This is a genomic window from Amniculibacterium aquaticum (genome assembly GCF_003852705.1).
Lineage (GTDB): Bacteria > Bacteroidota > Bacteroidia > Flavobacteriales > Weeksellaceae > Amniculibacterium > Amniculibacterium aquaticum.
This window is the reverse complement of record NZ_REFA01000035.1, coordinates 1-17,800: the sequence shown is the minus strand read 5'-3', so window position 1 is coordinate 17,800 and position 17,800 is coordinate 1. Positions and strand designations below refer to the sequence as shown.

The following is a 17,800-nucleotide window of genomic DNA, read 5'->3' as shown; positions in this document are numbered from 1 at the left end:
TTCTTTTGCATAGAGAAATTTGTAGTTATTTTTCCTCTAATATACTGAATACCAGTCTTTTAAACAAATAATTAACGCCTTTTTTTAAAGGTGTTTATCGATTTTTTTACTTTAAACAAGTTCTATAAAAAAATATTACTTTTATAAATTAAAATCATTTTTAACACATATATTATGACATTTGACAATCTTAATATCGAAATAGAAAATAAAATTGCAACAATAACCATCAACAGACCTCAAAGCCTTAACGCACTGAATAAAAACACCATACAAGACCTTAGCAACGCTTTTGACCAATTAGAAAATAACAACACGGTTCGAGCGATCATCCTTACCGGAAGTGGAGAAAAGTCCTTTGTAGCTGGAGCCGACATCAAAGAATTCGCAGATTTCAACCAAGATAAAGCCGAAGAATTGGCTCGTGTAGGACAGAATATTTTATTCAATAAAGTAGAAAACCTAAAAAAACCGGTTATCGCAGCCGTTAACGGTTTTGCTTTAGGCGGCGGATTAGAATTGGCCATGTCTTGCCACATCCGTTATGCTTCCGACAATGCCAAATTGGGTCTGCCTGAAGTAACACTTGGGCTAATTCCCGGTTACGGCGGCACACAAAGACTGGCAAAATTAGTCGGCAAAGGATTGGCCAATGAATTGATATTTTCAGCCAAAATGATTCCTGCACAAAGAGCAAAAGAAATCTCATTGGTCAATGAAGTTTTCAGTTTAGAAGACTTATTGCCTAAAGCGAAAGAATTGGCTTCTGCCATTGCAAAAAACTCACCTCAAGCGATAGAAAAAGCCATAAAAGCGGTAAACCTATCGGATACTGATAAAGGTTTTGAAACTGAAATTAAATTTTTCGGTGAGCTGTTTGAACAAGAAGACAAACAAGAAGGTGTAACTGCATTTTTAGAGAAAAGAAAACCAGAATTCAAATAAACAATGCCTCTCAATAAATTTGATATTGCCTACCTACGAATGGCCAGAGAATGGGGACAACTTTCTTACTGCAAAAGAAAGCAGGTAGGAGCATTGATTGTAAAAGACAGAATGATCATCTCCGATGGATACAACGGTACTCCATCGGGGTTTGACAACTGCTGCGAAGACAAAGACGGCAAAACCCATTGGTTTGTTTTACATGCTGAAGCCAATGCCATTCTAAAGCTCGCCTCATCTACACAAAGTGCAAAAGGGGCAACACTTTACCTGACCCTTTCGCCTTGTAAAGAATGCAGCAAATTAATTCTACAAGCAGGAATTTCGAGAGTCGTGTACATCAATGAATATTCTGACGACGATGGAATTTCCTTTTTAAAAGAACACAACATAGAAATAGAACAAATCCCTGAAGAAGAATTGTTCTAAAAAAAGAAGAAAACAGAAGAGAATAGAAATTATAAAAACAACACAAAAATGAACTGGGATGACAAAATAAAAGATTTTGAATCTTTTTTGAAATTCGAAAAAAATTCATCTGACAACACCCTAAATGCGTACATCAGTGATCTAAAAAAACTAAAACATTTTTCTGAAAACCACCTGGATGGCACCAACCCTTTGGATATATCACACGATCATCTCCAAGAATATCTTTATCAAAATTCTAAAGAAAAATTTTCCGAAAGATCCCAAGCCCGTTGGATCTCTTCCATAAAAGCATTTTTCAAATATTTGCATGAAGACGAATTGCGTACAGACAACCCTGCACACCTGTTGGAATCTCCAAAGTTGGGACTTTATTTGCCCGACACTTTAAGTTTGCAAGACATCGACACCATCTTATCCGCTATAGACGATAGCACCCAATTGGGACAAAGAAACAAATGCATGATCGAAGTACTCTACGGTTGTGGTTTACGCGTTTCTGAGCTCATTGAACTTCGAATTTCCAACATCAATTTCAAAGAAAAATTCATGAAAATTGACGGAAAAGGAGATAAAATGAGATTGGTACCTTTGGCCGATTTCACCATTAAATTAATGAAAAATTATATAAAAACGGTGAGATCACAATTGAAAATAAATCAAAAGCACGAAGATGTTTTATTCCTAAACAGCCGTGGTACATCCATGTCTAGGGTCATCGTTTTTATCATCATCAAAGAGTTAGCAGATAAAGCCGGTATCAATAAAAAAATATCGCCGCACACCTTCAGACATTCATTTGCCACTCATCTGCTTCAAAACGGTGCCGATCTTAGATTCATCCAAGAAATGTTGGGACACAGCAGCATCACCACGACACAGATCTATACCCATTTGGAAAATGAAGAATTACGACAAACCATATTGGATTTTCACCCAAGAAACATGAACTAATGAATCACCTCATGTACTGTCCTAAATGTGGGCAAAAAGAATTGAAATGGGATCAGGAAAAGAAACTGTATTGTCCAACTTGTTATTTTGTTCTTTACCACAATATTGCTTCTGCAGTAGCGGTCGTTGTAAAATATGGCCGTGAATTGCTTTTTGCAAAAAGAAATTGCGACCCGGCAAAAGGAAAACTGGATCTTACCGGAGGCTTTACAGATCCCAACGAAAGCGCAGAAGCAACCTGCAAAAGAGAACTTTACGAAGAATTAAAATGGGACATCGACCCTGAAAAGCTCAAATACATTACTTCTTTGCCCAATACCTATTTGTACAAAGACATTTTGTACAACACTTTGGATCTGTTTTTCCTTTATGAGGTGGATGAAAAACCAAAATTCGACTTGGAAAAAGAGGAAATCTCTGAAGTAGAATGGCGAGAAATTGCGACTTTAGACCTGGATGAATTGGCGTTTGATTCTCAAAAAAAATTCTTCTCTTTGTACCATTCTCTTTTGAAATAATTCAATTTCGCTTACAAAATCTTTATTTTTGTAGGACTAACGACAACTCATGAAGTTAAAAATCCTTTTCATCTCCTCTTGGTTCCCCAACAAAATAGAACCCACCAATGGTAATTTTGTACAACGACACGCAGAAGCCGTAGCAAAAATCCATGAGGTGGAAGTCCTGCATGCCATTGGAGATTTCAATCAAAAGGAAACTTATGTTTTTGATGACAAGATCATCAACAAGATTAGGACTCTGGTTGTTTACTATAAAAACACTCGCAATCCTATTCTAAATTTTTATAGAAGGATGAAGGCTTACCAAAAGGGATTCCAAAAAATGGACAGACCCGACTTGGTTCATGCCAATGTATTGCACAACTCTATGGTATTTGCAGTATATCTTAAAAAGAGGTTTAAAATTCCGTTTGTCGTTACCGAACATTGGACAGCTCTTCGAAAATCCAATGAAAACATTACTCCTAAAAACATTCTGAAAACGGCTAAATTCATTGGCAATCGTGCCAATTGCATTTTACCCGTCAGTTTTGATTTGCAAAAAGGTTTAAAAAATTTGGGAATAACGACCACGATGAAAGTCGTACCGAATGTTGTGGATACTTCGTTATTCTCCGTGAATGAAGAGAAAAAAAATGAGTTTGTGTTCATCCATGTTTCCAATTTGATACCGAGAAAAAATTCAGACAAAATCCTTAATACCGCCATTCGGTTATTAAAAAAAGGACATCAATTTAAGTTGCAACTGGGAGGAGACGGAACACAACAAACTATAGAAAATTTAAAAAAAACGGCCATAGAATCCGGCTTTCAAGATAAAATAGAAATTTTCGGGATGCAAAGCATACAAGAAGTTGCAGAAAGAATGAAGCGATCCGATTGTTTTATCCTGTTCAGCAATGACGAGAACCAACCTTGTGTGATTGCCGAATCTTTTGCAAGCGGTTTGCTGGTAATTTCGACCAATGTTGGAGGCGTTTCCGAATTTCTTCCAGAAAATTTCGGAATATTGCTCGACTTTCCCAATGAGAATTTATTGGAAGAAGCCATGGTTAATATTTTAAATGGAGAAGTCCAACATCACCGAAACGCGCTCCAAAGCTATGCCGAGAGAACATTTTCTGTAGAAAAAATTGGCGAACAATATTCAGAAATATACGCTGATATTCTTAAGAAATAAGTACATTTGATTCTTTGAAGAAAACACACATCCTATAATTATTTTTCCAAACACACAATGACGCCTGGTTTTTCTATAAAAATCGTAAACAACATCGTAGAAATCCATTGCCACATGAATACTGAGGCAAACGATAATCTTTACATAAAAAACGACGATTTGGAAATTGCCATCGAAGGTTTGGTTCTCAACAAAAAAAAATTACTGACCGATTTTGCTCTCAGCGATTTCAAAACCCTAATTTTAGAACTTTATCACCATAAAAAAGAGAATTTCATCAAAGAATTGGACGGTGAATTTCGAGGTTATGTTTGGAACAAGAAAGACCATAAAGTGGTTGTCTTTACCAATCCCACAGCAACACAAAGGGTTTTTTACACAAAATTTGGAAATAAAATTTGGATAGACAGCAGTCTTATTCGATTGGCCGAGGGTCTAAAATCCGAAAAAATAAAGCTACACCCCAACATAAAAGCCTTGTACCAGCTTTTGTGCGTTGGCAATATCTTGGAAAACGAATGCCCCATCCAAGATGTTTATAAAATTTCTGATGGTCGTTGCATTTCAATAGACATCGAAAACCAAAACATTTCGGAACACTGCTACTACAGCCCTTTTTCCGAAAATTACTACAACAAATCTTTTGAAAAAGGATTGCTCGATATGCACGAAATTTTCGGCAGATCGGTGGAAATGGAATATGAAAAAGATCTTGAACTTCAAAAAAAATCATTGGCATTGCTCAGCGGTGGTTTGGACAGCCGAGTGGGCATGATGTATGCTTTGCAAAAAGGATTCGACATAGAAAACATCCTCTGTTTTTCCCAAAGTCGGTATTGGGATCACAAAATTTCTGAACAAATCGCCAAAGACTACCGTTTGCACTACGAATTTATTCCGCTTGATGGTGGCGAATTTTTGAATAAAATAGACCAACTCACCAAAATATCCGAAGGTTGTGGCCTATACACCGGTGGCGTCCATGTCCAATACGCTTTGGACAAATTGAAGTACGAAAACTTTGGTGTTTTCCACAGTGGACAGATTGGAGATGGCATTTTGGGAGGCTTCAACTCGGAACCCCATCGCAAGAAACCTTCTTTTTTCAAAATCATTTTTAACGATGCTTTTCTTCCAAAAGTAGAAGCCGATCTAAAAAATATTATGGGCAAATATGAAACCGAAGAAGCCTTTCTCCTAAAAAACATTGCCTACAACAGAACGGTTTTGGGCGCACAAGTTCAGCAGCAAAAAGCCTATCAGACTTCGCCTTTCATGTCCAAAGAAATGTTAAATTTCTCTTTCAGTCTGAAGGAAGATTGGAAATACAAACACCGCTTCTATCTGGAATGGATAAAGACCTATTGCCCCGAAGCTACAGAATACCGTTGGGAAAGGACTTTACTAAAACCCGATGCTGCTTGGAAAACCAAAATTGGAGATCAATTTTTGAAACCTATTTTCAAAAAAATCAATGAAAAAATCCTGAACTCTCCGCAAAAGTCCAGCATGTATCCGTATGCTTATTATTTTGAAAAAAGCGAGATTTTACAAAGTTACTATCAGAATTATTTTTCTGAAAACCTGTGGCGATTGGAGAATTACCCTGAGCTAAAAACCGAAATGGAAGTCTTGTTTTCTTCAGAAAACTTCTTCCACAAATGCCAAGCCGTCAATGTTTTGGCGATTTTCAAACTCTATTTTCAACCATGAAAAGTTTAAAAGAATTTCTTTATTCTTTTTGGGAAAACAGCGGACATCTCGTTTTTCTATCGTTGCTTATTTCTAAAATATGCGCCTTTATCACCTCCCTCATCCTGATCCGATGGATGCCTGTCGGTGAGTTCGGTAGCATCACCTTGGTATTTTCAATATTCTCTTTGTTTGCGCCTTTTTCCGGTTTGGGCAGTTCACAAAGTTTACTGAGATTTGGATCCATTAAAAATAAAACAGAAGACCAATACCGGCTATCGACCTATCTTTTCAAACAAGGATTTGTATATCATATTGGGATCAGTGTGTTGTTTTTAGCCATCAGTATTTTTTATATTCAAAAAATTGAAGATGCTTTTTACATTTTTTTATTTTTTTTCATCCGGCTGATTGGGATTTTTTTTCACAATCATCTTCAATCCGAACAAAGAATTATAGGAAATAACAGAATTTTTGCTAACATCAACAATGCAGTTAATCTCGGCGGCTTGCTTCTAACAGCAGTCCTAACCTACTTATTTCAACTTTACGGATACCTTGTCGCCATGGCTATCGCTCCATTTCTGTCGATGTTTTGGTTAAAATTTAGCACCCTAAAAAAACACACAGACTTTAATTTCAACAAAAAAGAAATTTGGAATTACGCCCTGCATTCTTCCGGAACTGCCGTATTGTCGGATGCTCTTTTTGCATTGGACATTCTTATTTTGGGTTGGTTGATGTCCGAACAAGGTGTTGCCCACTACAAGGTTGCCATCATCTTACCGGCCAACATCACATTTCTTTCGCTCGTTTTTATGCAAAGTGATTTTCCGAAATTGGCGAAAAATTACGACAACAGAACTTTTCTAAAAAACTATATATTCAATTATTATAAACTTTTTTTGCCTCTGTGTTTGTTCATTTTTGGCATTGTACTTTGGCTAAAGAAAGACATTATCCAACTTTTATTTGGTGAGGAGTATTTGGATTCGTCCACCTCATTTGTGGTTTTGTTTGCCGCATTTTTAATCAATATTTTACTGAGAAACCTTTATGGAAACCTACTTTCAGCAGTGGGTAAGATGAAAGCCAATACGGCAGTTTCCGTTTTTGCATTGATGGTCTTATCTTCGTTTTCGTTTTTTTTGGTAAATGATTACGGCATTTTCGGGATGGCAGTAGCCCAATCGTTAACATTATTTTCCACAGGCATTCTTATGGGTTGGCAATTTTGGAACTATTTTAAAAAATTAAAATAAGAAGTATATTTGCTTTATGAGAAAAAATGCAGCATTTCTATTAATCGTTATTTTAATTTTCGCCACGACTTCTTGTAGAAATTCAAACGACGACTTGCAGTTCATCGACCAAAAAGTACAAATCTTCATCGATTCTGCCGGTCAGGACATGTTGAATGCAAAACTCCCCAACTCCTACACCTCCATTTCCATGAACGATGTTTTTGGAGAAACGGACAATGCTCCCATTTCTGTATCGTTGAAAAAAACAAGCGACACCGTGAGTTATATTGAATATTTGGCGGGAGCAAAACGAATGGCTTTGGACAACAACCACTACCAATCAAAAATTGCTCTTTCCTTAAGAAAAACAAAGGGAAACGCTACCCAAACCACCTTGGACACTCTGGTCTTAAACTACACCATGAGTCCGGACTTGTTTCAGATCAGTTCGGCCACCTACAACGGGACAACGGTTTTTACAAAAAATTCGGGTACGGAAAACATCATTAAAATCTTTAAATAAATCATTAAATTTGCAAACGAATTTCCGAGAAAGAAAATGCTTCACGGAAGATAAATACAAAACTCTGCTATGCTACAAGTTAATTTTTTAAGAGACGAAAAAGAATTGGTCTTAGAAGGACTAAAAAAGAGAAATTTCAAAAATACCGAATGGGTTGACGAAGCCATACAATTGGATGAAGAGAGAAAAAAACTTCAATTTGAACTTGACAACCTGAATGCAGAGAAAAATAAAATTTCCAAAGAAATTGGTCTTTTAATGAAAGAAGGCAAAAAAGACGAGGCTGAAAATGCCAAAGCTAAAACTGCCGAATATACTGAAAGGATCAAAGAATTGGAGGCTCAAAAACCTTTGGTTGAAGAAAAACTTCAAAACATCCTATACCAAATCCCAAACATCCCCTACCACTTGGTAAAAGCAGGAACGACTGCCGATGACAATGAGATCGTGTACCAATCGCATGAAGTACAAGGTTTGGGAGCCGGAAACATCCCCCATTGGGAATTGGCAAAAAAATACAACCTGATCGATTTCGAATTGGGTGTAAAAATTGCCGGAGCAGGTTTCCCGGTCTATTTAGGAAAAGGAGCTAGACTGCAAAGAGCTTTGGTGCAATATTTCTTGGACAAAAATACAGATGCCGGATATCTCGAAGTAAACCCACCGCATGTGGTAAATGAAGCTTCAGGATACGGAACAGGCCAATTGCCGGACAAAGAAGGTCAGATGTACTTTGTGAACGAAGACAACCTGTACCTGATCCCTACTGCAGAGGTTCCGGTAACCAACATCTACAGAGATACCATCATCGACGAGAAAGATTTCCCGGTAAAAAATACCGCTTTCTCCCAATGTTATAGAAGAGAAGCCGGCAGTTACGGCGCCCATGTTAGAGGACTCAACCGCCTGCACCAATTCGAAAAAGTAGAAATTGTACGAATTGAAAAACCAGAAAATTCCTATGCTGCCCTAGAAGAAATGGTAAATCATGTGAAATCCATTTTGGAAGACCTAGAACTTCCATTCAGAATTTTAAGATTGTGCGGTGGCGATATGGGCTTTACTTCGGCCATGACCTATGACTTTGAAGTGTGGAGTGCTGCTCAAGAAAAATGGCTTGAAGTTTCTTCGGTTTCTAATTTTGAAAATTTCCAAGCCAACAGGCTAAAATGCCGTTACAGAAAAGACGGTAAGACACAATTGGTACACACCCTGAACGGATCGGCAATGGCATTACCAAGAATTATGGCGGCTCTGTTAGAAAACAACCAAACCCCCGAAGGCATCAAACTTCCTAAAAAAGTTGCAGAATACGCAAGATTCGAGACCATTCAATAATAAAAACAGAAAGAAATCAGTACTGAAATTAAGTGCTGATTTTTTTTGTATTATTCCGATTGATATTCTCAAACTTTTGTACATTTGGCAAATTAAAAAAAATAGCTTTCTGTATATGAAAAAATTATCAGCTTTTATGATGTTACTTGCCGGAGTTATGGTCTTCGCACAAGGTATAAAATTTGAAAACGATTCGTTCAAAAACCTTTTGGACAAAGCAAAAAAAGAAAATAAACTCATCTTTATGGATGCCTATGCTTCTTGGTGTGGTCCGTGCAAAAAGATGGATAAAGAAGTCTTTACATTACCAGAAGTTGGTGAGGTGTACAACTCAGCTTTCATCAACACAAAAATAGACATGGAAAAAGGTGAAGGCGTAACTATTGCACAAAAATACGGTGTAAAGGCATACCCTACCTATCTTTTCATCGATGGAAATGGTGAGGTAATCTATAGAGGAACGGGATATTTTGTTGCTCCAGAATTTATCAAAATTGCAAAAGAAGCCCTTGACCCGAACAATAAAATGTCTTATTTGAAGGCTAAATTCAACTCAGGATCTACAGAACCGGTAATTTTGAAAGGTGTGATGAAAGCTTTTGCTTACAGCGAACCCGAATTGGCAGAAAAAGCAGCCATCAAATATTTTGAAACCAACAAAAACCAAGCCTTTACTGAAGAAGATCTAATGTCACTTTTCAGCTTGACCAAAGATGCAAACTCTCCTTTGTACAAAGTGGTGGTTAACAAAAAATCTGAGATCACAAATCTAATGCCTGAGTCTCAGTACAACCAAATGCTAAAATCTCTACAATTAAATGCCATTATGAAAACGGCATTCAACAAAGAGACCAAAGCGATTGATGATAAAATCTACATGAAAGAGGCTACCAAATTCATGACGAAAGAAGAAGCTGAAAAAACTTTATTGCAAATAAAAATGAGAATGGCTCTTAAATCTAAAAAATTTGCAGATTATCAAAAACTAGCCATTGCTTACTACAAAGAAGGAAATGATGAAAAATTCTCATCCAACGAATTAAACGAAGTTGCTTGGAATTTTTATGAAAATGTTACCGACAAGGACGCATTAAAATTAGCTGTACTTTGGGCTGAAAAATCGGTAAAAAAAGATGAAAGCTATGCAAACACAGATACTTTGGCAAACCTTTATTTCAAAGTGGGTGAAAAAGACAATGCAAAATCCATGGCAGAACAAGCAATAAAACTTGCTGAAAAAGCAGGCGAAGATGCCGCTTCAACAAAAGAATTGTTGAAAAAATTACAATAATTCTTTTTTGAATAATTACAATTAAAAAACAAGACCTCTTCAGAAAAATCTGAGGAGGTCTTTTAGTTGGTGTCGTCAAAATGAATATCTTTATAAAAAAATAACAGTCATGAACAATCCTACAAAGACCAACAAAACAGAAGAAAAATTATTTCAACTCTTCCGACTCTTTACCGAAGCTATCGCTTGGCTTAGAATTGTTGCTTCGCCTTTGTTAATCGGGTTAATTCTTGGCACTCTCACCTATCTTTACAACCCCAATAAAGTTACTTTTGTACTTGGATTGCTGCTGTCTATCCTTGGTCTGGTCATAGGCATTCTTTGGGCCAATAAACAATGGCGAGGAAAAGGAGCCGTTTGGTTCATGTCCTGGGTAACATCTACACAGGATTTGAAAGATCAAGATAAAACTGAAGACTTGCCAAAATCTTAATTCTTCAACAAAATCTTAATCAATGGTCAGCGATTTCAAACCCCACAATCCACCGTTGTACATATTAAGATCTACTTTGGTATTAATTCCGTAAACAATCCCGTTTTCAGAGAACTGCCACAGTTTCCAATGATCTTCTTCGCTGGGTACAGAGACATCGTTATAATTGGCCAGCCACAAGGGGTAGTCTGAGAAATCTTCTCTCAGATAATCTTTATAATAATGGTAGTAGGTATAGATGATGGGCTTTTCGCCGTAGGCTTCTTCAACAATTTTCAGCCAAACTTTCAGATTGTTCACTAATTTTTCCTTACCGTGTCTTCTCGATATTTTTTCGATATCCAATACCGGCCTCAGATCTCCGGACTGCAAGTTTACATTCTCCAAAAAATTGTTTGCCTGCAACACGGGATCTTCATCGGCGCGATAAAAATGATAAGCTCCACGGATGAGGCTGTGTTGTTGTGCTTGTTGCCAAAAATGATCAAAATGCTTATCTACTTTGGTCTTTCCCATGGTTGCCCTCATCACCACAAATTTTATGGGTATCGATTGATTGGCGATGCTAAGACTATCCCACTGTATATCTTCTTTATTTTGATAATGCGAAAGATCAATTCCAAAAATTTTATCGGTATTTTCAGAAATAATCTTGTTGATCCGTTGGGTTTCGAATTCTGAATTTTTCAGTTTTTTATGAGTAAAATTCTTAAAATTCATGGCATAGTAAAATGAAATTTTATCCTTCAAATACCAGCCTGTACCCAAAAGCGATACGGCCAAGATAATAAAAAGAATCTCCCTTCGTAACAGCCAATGCCTTCTTCTGGACTTATGAATTCTCTTTTTGGTATGCTTTTTTCTCTTTGCCATAGGCACAAAAATAAGTCATTATTATGAATACTTTTCATAATAGACGAAATTCAAAATTCAACATAGAAACTATTGATCCTTACTTTTTTATAACAATTTAATATTCAGTAAATTTGTGATATTATGGAATCCAGAGAAAAAATAATCATAATCGGAGGCGGTTTTGCAGGATTAAAACTCGCCAGAACACTAAACAGAGCTAACAAAAAGGTAATCGTCATCGATAAAGTTAACCACCACATGTTTCAACCCTTATTCTATCAGGTGGCATGCGGAAGGATAGAGCCCAGTAACATCTCTTTCCCGTTTAGGAAAATTTTTCAAAGATCTAAAAACACCTTCTTCAGACTCGCAGAAGTAGAAAAAATTGTAGCCGAAGAAAATAAAATCATAACCGCTTCTGGAGACTTCCATTATGACAAACTTGTAATTGCCACAGGGTGCAAAACCAATTTCTTTGGCAACGAGAAAATGGAATCCCTGACTTTTGGGATGAAAAACACACAAGAAGCCATATCCATCCGAAACCATGTCTTACTTACTTTTGAAAAGCTAATTATTGAACGGGGGCGCAGCGTGGAAGCCAACTGGAACATTGTGATCGTTGGAAGTGGACCCACCGGTGTTGAACTTGCAGGAGCATTTGCCGAAATGAAATCCGACATCCTTCCTCGGGATTATCCGAACATGAATTTCGACCATCTTAACATTATATTGGTAAGCGCCACCGACAAACCGTTGGGGGTGATGAGCCAGGAAGCTCAAGATCAGTCAGAAAAATACTTAAAAGATCTTGGTGTACAATTCTTAAGCGGCGAAAAAGTTACCGATTATGATGGAGAACATGTACAAATGGAAAGTGGCTTACAAATCGCCAGCAAAAATGTGATTTGGGCTGCTGGAGTAACAGGAAACATCATCGATGGGCTGAATGAAGATGCTGTCATAAGAAACCGTTACAAAGTTGACCGTTTCAATAAAATTATAGGTTATGATAATATTTTTGCCATAGGCGACATTGCGTACATGGAAACGACAAAGTACCCTACCGGCCAACCACAAGTTGCCAATGTAGCCATAACGCAAGGAAAAAATCTGGCCAAAAACATTTTAAAAGCCAATTTAAACGACTGGAAAGAGTACGAATACGATGACAAAGGAAGCATGGCGACCATAGGGAAACACCGTGCAGTAGTCGATTTGCCAAAAATAAAATTTCAAGGTATTTTTGCATGGTATTTTTGGATGTTTCTGCACCTGATGCTTATCCTGAGTGTTCGAAACAAGATAGCTGTATTTTTCAATTGGATGTGGAGCTATTTCAACAAAGATTCTTCATTAAGACTCATCATCATACCTAACAAAAAAAATAAAACGATACAATGAGAATAGACATCATATCTGCTGTACCCGACTTACTGGAAAGCCCTTTCAGAACTTCTATATTAAAAAGAGCTATGGACAAAGGCTTGGCAGAAGTGCATTTCCACAACATCCGTGAATATGCCAACAACAAATACAGACAGATTGATGATGCACCTTACGGCGGTGGTGCAGGAATGGTGATGATGATAGAACCTTTGGACAAATGCATCTCCCAACTGAAATCCGAAAGAAATTATGATGAAATCATCTATCTTACTCCGGATGGACAAACCCTCAATCAAAAAATGGCAAACAGCCTGTCCATAAAAGACAATCTTATCATGATCTGTGGTCATTACAAAGGCATAGACCAAAGGGTTAGAGACCTTCATGTAACAAAGGAAATTTCTATTGGCGATTTTGTACTTACCGGTGGCGAATTGGCGGCGTGCGTACTTTCTGACGCCATAATCCGACTGCTACCTGGCGTATTAAACGACGAACAAAGCGCACTGACCGACAGTTTTCAAGACAATTTATTGGCACCCCCAATCTACACAAGACCCGAAGAATACAAAGGTCTGAAAGTCCCTGCAATACTGCTCAGTGGTAATTTTGCAAAAATTGAAGAGTGGCAGCACGAACAAGCCTATACCATAACAAAAGAAAAAAGGCCCGATTTATTAGAAGGCTAAGATGCCGTTACGATTGTACCTAAAAACCCCTGCTTTTTGGCATTTTGTCTGGTGTTTTTTTTACTTTAAATTTTTGTTTTAGGCAGCTGAAACTTCAAATCTAGAGCACAAAATCCGCATAAGTAGCGATGTGAAAATTTGAGGAATAAATTTTAATCAGGTTCTAAACGATTATTTAAAAAAAATAATTATATTTACATTTTCTACTAAATAATTATTATTTTGATAACGAAAAATACCGAAAAGGAGATTATGATGTTCTACAATGTAGAGAATCTTTTCCCTCCCGATCCACCTTCACTTCACAAATTCGATCCAACCCCTTCTGGTCTAAGAGGTTGGAACAATTATCGTTATAATAATAAATTATTCAAAATTGCTTATGTTTTTGATTGGGTAGCCGAAGCCTACGGTGTGCACCCCATGATTATTGGACTCTCTGAGATCTCAAGTTCAAAAGTACTGGACGATCTTACGCAAATTGAAATCTTAGAAAACCGTTACGACTATATACACTTCAATTCTTTAGACGAAAGAGGCGTGGATACGGCTCTGCTTTTTGATCGTTCGAAGGTTGAAGTCCTGCATGCAGAACCCATCACTTTCCTTTTCGAAATTGATGACAATGTAGATGAATACATCGATACCACCCGTGATGTACTTTGGGTGAAAACCAAGATCAATTCCAAAATTATCAATTATTTTGTCCTGCATCTCCCTTCTAAAAGGAAACACGATGTCAACAAAGCAAAAAGGGACTACATCCTAAATTCCATCAAGAATAAAGCGGATGAATTGGTTTCAGAAAAAGAAGCGGTGATCTTGTGTGGCGATTTTAATGAAAATCCTAACGATGAAAGCCTCCTGAAGATGGAGAAGACCGATGAAGGAAACGATTTGTTCATCAATCCGTTCAAGGAATTGTTCCACAGAAAGCAGTTTTCTACATTTCACTTCCACGATGGTCTGTTGTTTGATCAGTTTTTGGTTTCTAAAAATTTTACAGATTCCGATTTTCAATTGCAGTTTCAAGAGGCTCATGTTTTCAATCATCAAAAACTAAGCAGTTGGGACAGAAAATTTCAGGGAAGACCTTTTAGGACTTATGCCGGAACAAGATATTTAGGTGGCTACAGCGATCATTATCCGGTGATCACCGAATTCAGAAAAAAAATAAAATTAAACTAAAATACAAGAAAATAGAACCGTTCACGAATCATGAGGACCTCCAACGATTCCTAAAAAACAAAAATTAAAATACCATTTATGAAAAACTCAAGCAGCACCATTTATCACTTAGACTCTGTTGACAAGAAAATAATATACATGCTTATGGACAATGCTAAGACTTCTTTGGCCATCATCTCCAAAGAAATCGGCATTTCGACCACTGCAGTACACCAAAGAATAAAAAAATTAGAGCAAGCCGGGGTTATCGAAAACTCCATCTCTTTTCTAAATCCTAAAAAAATAGGCTACAAAGTCATTTCGTACATCAGCGTCTATCTGGACCAACCGCATTATTACGATAGTGTAATTCGCTCCATCAACACCATAAACGAAGTGGTTGAAGCCCATTGTACAACCGGGAATTACACCGTTTTTCTAAAGGTTTTGTGCATGGACAACGACCACCTTATGCAAATCCTAAAAAAGCTACAAAAGTTGGAAGGTATTACGAGAACTGAAACCTACATCTCCTTGGAACAAAGCATCAACAGACAACTTAAAGTATAAGACTTTTTAAAAATAAACAGCAAGAAGCTATCCGAAATGGGTAGCTTCTTGCTGTTTGTAATGATCTAGAACCATGCTCAATATTTCAACGCAAAAGATTGTTTGGGATGGTTATATGAAGAGGGTTTTTTAGGGAAATATCTCAACAAGAGTCTGTATTCTTTTCACCTTATTTACCTCCCAAAAAACGCTCTCACCACCTTTCTATAATCTTCCACTTTAAATCCGTGTTCTGTTAGGTGGATTCAAAAAAAATCAATTCTTCAAGGATTGTAAATCCTTGAAGAATTGGATTAAAACTCACAAACTCGGGGCATGTTTCCCTTTGGCGAAACCGCTTGGGTGTCTGCCACAAGTGGAATTGGTAAGGATGGCGATACTTTTTTCGGTTCTTCCGCAATATTTGCAGGTATAAATCGGTTTTTCGCTGCCTTCATAAAGTTTGTGATTGCCTTTACACGATCCCAAAGGATGCCGTGTACAAGGTGTGCCGGTTAAAGCTCGGATACTGCTTGCGGACTTCCCGCAATATTCGCATTGGATGGTCATGGGGTAAGGTTTTTTTGGAGGTTATTTAAAATTTTGACAGAATAATAAATTGTTTGATCAATACTTTTTATTAAATATCCCAAATATGGTCTTTATCGTTAAGTGCATTTTGGGTATTCTCAATACTTGCTAAATCTTTAAATGGTGAAGAAACTGCAAGATTATTGATACTTTCGAGTCCCATAGCTAATTGTTGCATGTTATTATTTACTATTGCGTGATCAACTATAGCAAATAATTTTTCAAAATTAGCTTTTCTTTCATCAAAAGATTTTTCAAGATAAGCAATCATTATTGCTTTTTGAGCATTTATTTTTGTAACATATTTATCTCGCTCTGCTTCTATTTCCTTTCGTTTTGTCTTCTGAACCTCTGTAAATTTTGAAACTTCGCCAGCCATTGTTATTAATTCTTTTAATACCATTGCTGCTTCAGCAGGATTACGAGCAGCACCAATTGTGAGTACATCTAAATTTTTATGTAATCCTTTTTCAAACTCATCGCTATTTTTATATTTTTCATCTTCAGATGAAATAATTTCCACAGGGGTTATAGAGGATTCATTGTTATTTTTATTTAGAAATTCTTTTTTAGAAATGGATAAATCCTCGTTATTTGTCCGATCTTGATTATCAATTTCTTCCACTGAAGCTTCTGATGTATTTAAAAATTTTGATAGATCTAATTTACCCTCTGATAATTCTAAAACTTTATCATTTGCAGTTTTAATTATGGCATCCTTACTTTTTTCCATTATTTCATCTGTTGCCGATAATACTGTTTCTTTACCTTGTTCCAATAATTTATTTTTTATATCATTGAACAAACCTTTCCCTATATTTAGAATTGAATTTTTATCCATAATTAACAATATTATTATTTAATACTTTATTGGTATCTTGAATTATTTGTTCACTCATCTTCGAAGTATTCCCTTCATTATCCAACAAAGGAGTCTGTGCTAAATCACTCATTGATTTGGCCAATAAACCAACTCTTTGGAAAACAAGATTATAATAGTTATTATCTGTATTATAATCAATAGCTAAAGGTTCTAAATAACTTATTTCTGCTTTCAATCTTAATTCTAATTTTTTAGTAACATTAGTAAGTTCATTAGTTCTTTGATAAATACCTTCAAGTACATCCCAAAGATTCTTCATATCCGCTACATGACATTCAACATCTTTCTGAAATTCTTTAGCTTCAGTTAATTTTTTAGAATAGTATGTTGATGCTATTAATCCTGCAGCTATTAATCCTATTCCGGCAGTGGCTCCCATCGTAATTTCTGATAAAACAGTTGCTCCTGCGGCCATACCTCCCCCACCAGTTGCTAAACTACCACCTCCTAACCATGCTAATGTAGCATTTGTTGCAGCAACTCCACTTAATGAACTAATTGCAGTACCAGTAGATGCCGTTGCAAGAGCTCCTACAGCACTAGTCACCATTGCTGGAGTACCCATGGCTGCAGCAGCACCAAGAACACCTACTGTTGCTGTACTCTTTAATGCAGATGACGCATCCATATCTAATCTTTCCATCTTTTTTATGGAATCCGTATTGACACCAATATTACTAAGGATTTCATATTCCTTGAGTTTATTCTCTTTCTTCATATCTCTAAGAATCCCTAAAAAGCGACCTGTAGTTGCTTGTAATGATTCTAATCGATATTTTCCGAATTCATTAATGCTTTTATTAAGACTTTCCCGTACAATTTCTGTCACTTTTTGTGCTGCTTCATAATATTCTTCACAAGATTCTTTTATAGTAATTGAACTATTTCTACTCTGATATGCTTCTATACCTGATACAACTTTACCAATTTTTTTTAATCCTTGGAAAAACCCTTCTCTATTATTTTCTTCATCATTAGTTTCTTCTTTATCTTTAATATTGGGTGGATTCAAGTTATAAATGCAACATCACAGTTTTCATTCAATTTTTGAGCGAAAATTTCATTGGGCGTTTTAAAACCAAATCTTTTTCGTGGTCTGTTGTTTAAAATATTTATTACCCTTTCAA

General features: G+C 36.6%; 19 protein-coding genes and 1 pseudogene. 15 read left to right on the top strand and 5 right to left on the bottom strand.

What is annotated here, in order from left to right; all coding sequences use genetic code 11:
* Positions 1-174: 174 nt before the first annotated feature.
* The 11 genes from EIY84_RS11080 (at position 175) to EIY84_RS11030 (ending at position 10,550) form a co-directional block, all read left to right on the top strand.
* Positions 175-945, top strand: coding sequence for an enoyl-CoA hydratase/isomerase family protein (locus EIY84_RS11080; RefSeq protein ID WP_124643166.1), 771 nt, complete (start codon positions 175-177; stop codon positions 943-945).
* Between the two features lie 3 nt (positions 946-948).
* Positions 949-1,374, top strand: a complete 426-nt coding sequence (locus EIY84_RS11075; RefSeq protein ID WP_124643165.1) for a dCMP deaminase family protein — start codon at positions 949-951, stop codon at positions 1,372-1,374.
* A 48-nt stretch (positions 1,375-1,422) separates the two neighbouring features.
* The gene (xerD, locus tag EIY84_RS11070; RefSeq protein ID WP_124643163.1) at positions 1,423-2,328 is read left to right on the top strand and encodes a site-specific tyrosine recombinase XerD; all 906 of its coding nucleotides are present in this window, start codon (positions 1,423-1,425) and stop codon (positions 2,326-2,328) included.
* On the top strand, positions 2,328-2,846 hold the full coding sequence (locus tag EIY84_RS11065) for an NUDIX hydrolase (protein ID WP_124643160.1): 519 nt from the start codon (positions 2,328-2,330) through the stop codon (positions 2,844-2,846). Before xerD ends, EIY84_RS11065 begins: the two co-directional genes overlap by 1 nt.
* A 49-nt stretch (positions 2,847-2,895) precedes the next feature.
* Positions 2,896-4,029: a glycosyltransferase gene (locus EIY84_RS11060; RefSeq protein WP_124643158.1), complete on the top strand. Its 1,134-nt coding sequence runs from the start codon at positions 2,896-2,898 to the stop codon at positions 4,027-4,029.
* 114 nt (positions 4,030-4,143) lie between these two features.
* The gene (locus EIY84_RS11055) at positions 4,144-5,742 is read left to right on the top strand and encodes an asparagine synthase-related protein (protein WP_164472045.1); all 1,599 of its coding nucleotides are present in this window, start codon (positions 4,144-4,146) and stop codon (positions 5,740-5,742) included.
* Complete coding sequence (locus EIY84_RS11050; RefSeq protein WP_164472044.1) at positions 5,739-6,983, top strand: oligosaccharide flippase family protein; 1,245 nt, start codon at positions 5,739-5,741, stop codon at positions 6,981-6,983. The genes EIY84_RS11055 and EIY84_RS11050 overlap by 4 nt, the downstream gene beginning before the upstream one ends.
* A gap of 16 nt (positions 6,984-6,999) precedes the next feature.
* On the top strand, positions 7,000-7,488 hold the full coding sequence (locus EIY84_RS11045) for a hypothetical protein (RefSeq protein ID WP_124643152.1): 489 nt from the start codon (positions 7,000-7,002) through the stop codon (positions 7,486-7,488).
* 69 nt (positions 7,489-7,557) lie between these two features.
* Positions 7,558-8,826 (top strand): serine--tRNA ligase, encoded by a 1,269-nt coding sequence (serS, locus tag EIY84_RS11040; protein ID WP_124643150.1) that lies wholly within the window; start codon positions 7,558-7,560, stop codon positions 8,824-8,826.
* 115 nt (positions 8,827-8,941) lie between these two features.
* Complete coding sequence (locus EIY84_RS11035) at positions 8,942-10,117, top strand: thioredoxin family protein (protein ID WP_124643148.1); 1,176 nt, start codon at positions 8,942-8,944, stop codon at positions 10,115-10,117.
* 109 nt (positions 10,118-10,226) lie between these two features.
* On the top strand, positions 10,227-10,550 hold the full coding sequence (locus EIY84_RS11030; protein WP_124643146.1) for a hypothetical protein: 324 nt from the start codon (positions 10,227-10,229) through the stop codon (positions 10,548-10,550).
* A 15-nt stretch (positions 10,551-10,565) separates the two neighbouring features.
* Here EIY84_RS11030 and EIY84_RS11025 read toward each other — a convergent pair whose 3' ends face one another.
* Positions 10,566-11,423, bottom strand: a complete 858-nt coding sequence (locus tag EIY84_RS11025; protein WP_164472043.1) for a GH25 family lysozyme — start codon at positions 11,421-11,423, stop codon at positions 10,566-10,568.
* 123 nt (positions 11,424-11,546) lie between these two features.
* Here EIY84_RS11025 and EIY84_RS11020 point away from each other — a divergent pair, with 123 nt between their 5' ends.
* From EIY84_RS11020 to EIY84_RS11005, 4 genes are all read left to right on the top strand, one after another.
* Entirely contained in the window at positions 11,547-12,809 is a 1,263-nt protein-coding gene (locus EIY84_RS11020) for an NAD(P)/FAD-dependent oxidoreductase (RefSeq protein WP_124643144.1), read from the top strand.
* The gene (trmD, locus tag EIY84_RS11015; RefSeq protein ID WP_124643142.1) at positions 12,806-13,483 is read left to right on the top strand and encodes a tRNA (guanosine(37)-N1)-methyltransferase TrmD; all 678 of its coding nucleotides are present in this window, start codon (positions 12,806-12,808) and stop codon (positions 13,481-13,483) included. Before EIY84_RS11020 ends, trmD begins: the two co-directional genes overlap by 4 nt.
* Positions 13,484-13,735: 252 nt before the next feature.
* Positions 13,736-14,671: an endonuclease/exonuclease/phosphatase family protein gene (locus EIY84_RS11010; RefSeq protein ID WP_124643140.1), complete on the top strand. Its 936-nt coding sequence runs from the start codon at positions 13,736-13,738 to the stop codon at positions 14,669-14,671.
* A gap of 78 nt (positions 14,672-14,749) precedes the next feature.
* Positions 14,750-15,220, top strand: a complete 471-nt coding sequence (locus tag EIY84_RS11005; RefSeq protein ID WP_124643138.1) for an Lrp/AsnC family transcriptional regulator — start codon at positions 14,750-14,752, stop codon at positions 15,218-15,220.
* 300 nt (positions 15,221-15,520) lie between these two features.
* Here EIY84_RS11005 and EIY84_RS11000 read toward each other — a convergent pair whose 3' ends face one another.
* The 4 genes and pseudogenes from EIY84_RS11000 to EIY84_RS12035 all read right to left on the bottom strand — a co-directional run.
* Positions 15,521-15,769 carry a hypothetical protein gene (locus EIY84_RS11000; RefSeq protein ID WP_124643135.1) on the bottom strand — a complete coding sequence of 83 codons (249 nt, stop codon included), beginning with the start codon at positions 15,767-15,769 and terminating at the stop codon, positions 15,521-15,523.
* A 70-nt stretch (positions 15,770-15,839) separates the two neighbouring features.
* Positions 15,840-16,631, bottom strand: coding sequence for a hypothetical protein (locus EIY84_RS11870; protein ID WP_206428206.1), 792 nt, complete (start codon positions 16,629-16,631; stop codon positions 15,840-15,842).
* Positions 16,624-17,685, bottom strand: a complete 1,062-nt coding sequence (locus EIY84_RS10990) for a hypothetical protein (RefSeq protein WP_124643133.1) — start codon at positions 17,683-17,685, stop codon at positions 16,624-16,626. Before EIY84_RS10990 ends, EIY84_RS11870 begins: the two co-directional genes overlap by 8 nt.
* Positions 17,682-17,800 (bottom strand): annotated as a pseudogene (locus EIY84_RS12035) (IS30 family transposase); the annotation flags it as partial. The pseudogene EIY84_RS12035 and the gene EIY84_RS10990, both read right to left, overlap by 4 nt.

Bases quoted from the DNA above. Each gene is read 5' to 3' on its own strand.
- EIY84_RS11870 (WP_206428206.1), bottom strand. From the start codon at position 16,631: ATGGATAAAAATTCAATTCTAAATATAGGGAAAGGTTTGTTCAATGAT.
- EIY84_RS11020 (WP_124643144.1), top strand. From the start codon at position 11,547: ATGGAATCCAGAGAAAAAATAATCATAATCGGAGGCGGTTTTGCAGGA.
- EIY84_RS11065 (WP_124643160.1), top strand. From the start codon at position 2,328: ATGAATCACCTCATGTACTGTCCTAAATGTGGGCAAAAAGAATTGAAA.
- serS (WP_124643150.1), top strand. From the start codon at position 7,558: ATGCTACAAGTTAATTTTTTAAGAGACGAAAAAGAATTGGTCTTAGAA.
- EIY84_RS11035 (WP_124643148.1), top strand. From the start codon at position 8,942: ATGAAAAAATTATCAGCTTTTATGATGTTACTTGCCGGAGTTATGGTC.
- EIY84_RS11050 (WP_164472044.1), top strand. From the start codon at position 5,739: ATGAAAAGTTTAAAAGAATTTCTTTATTCTTTTTGGGAAAACAGCGGA.
- EIY84_RS11055 (WP_164472045.1), top strand. From the start codon at position 4,144: ATGAATACTGAGGCAAACGATAATCTTTACATAAAAAACGACGATTTG.
- trmD (WP_124643142.1), top strand. From the start codon at position 12,806: ATGAGAATAGACATCATATCTGCTGTACCCGACTTACTGGAAAGCCCT.
- EIY84_RS11045 (WP_124643152.1), top strand. From the start codon at position 7,000: ATGAGAAAAAATGCAGCATTTCTATTAATCGTTATTTTAATTTTCGCC.
- EIY84_RS11000 (WP_124643135.1), bottom strand. From the start codon at position 15,769: ATGACCATCCAATGCGAATATTGCGGGAAGTCCGCAAGCAGTATCCGA.
- EIY84_RS11075 (WP_124643165.1), top strand. From the start codon at position 949: ATGCCTCTCAATAAATTTGATATTGCCTACCTACGAATGGCCAGAGAA.
- EIY84_RS11030 (WP_124643146.1), top strand. From the start codon at position 10,227: ATGAACAATCCTACAAAGACCAACAAAACAGAAGAAAAATTATTTCAA.
- EIY84_RS11060 (WP_124643158.1), top strand. From the start codon at position 2,896: ATGAAGTTAAAAATCCTTTTCATCTCCTCTTGGTTCCCCAACAAAATA.
- EIY84_RS11080 (WP_124643166.1), top strand. From the start codon at position 175: ATGACATTTGACAATCTTAATATCGAAATAGAAAATAAAATTGCAACA.
- EIY84_RS11005 (WP_124643138.1), top strand. From the start codon at position 14,750: ATGAAAAACTCAAGCAGCACCATTTATCACTTAGACTCTGTTGACAAG.
- EIY84_RS11025 (WP_164472043.1), bottom strand. From the start codon at position 11,423: ATGGCAAAGAGAAAAAAGCATACCAAAAAGAGAATTCATAAGTCCAGA.
- EIY84_RS11010 (WP_124643140.1), top strand. From the start codon at position 13,736: ATGATGTTCTACAATGTAGAGAATCTTTTCCCTCCCGATCCACCTTCA.
- xerD (WP_124643163.1), top strand. From the start codon at position 1,423: ATGAACTGGGATGACAAAATAAAAGATTTTGAATCTTTTTTGAAATTC.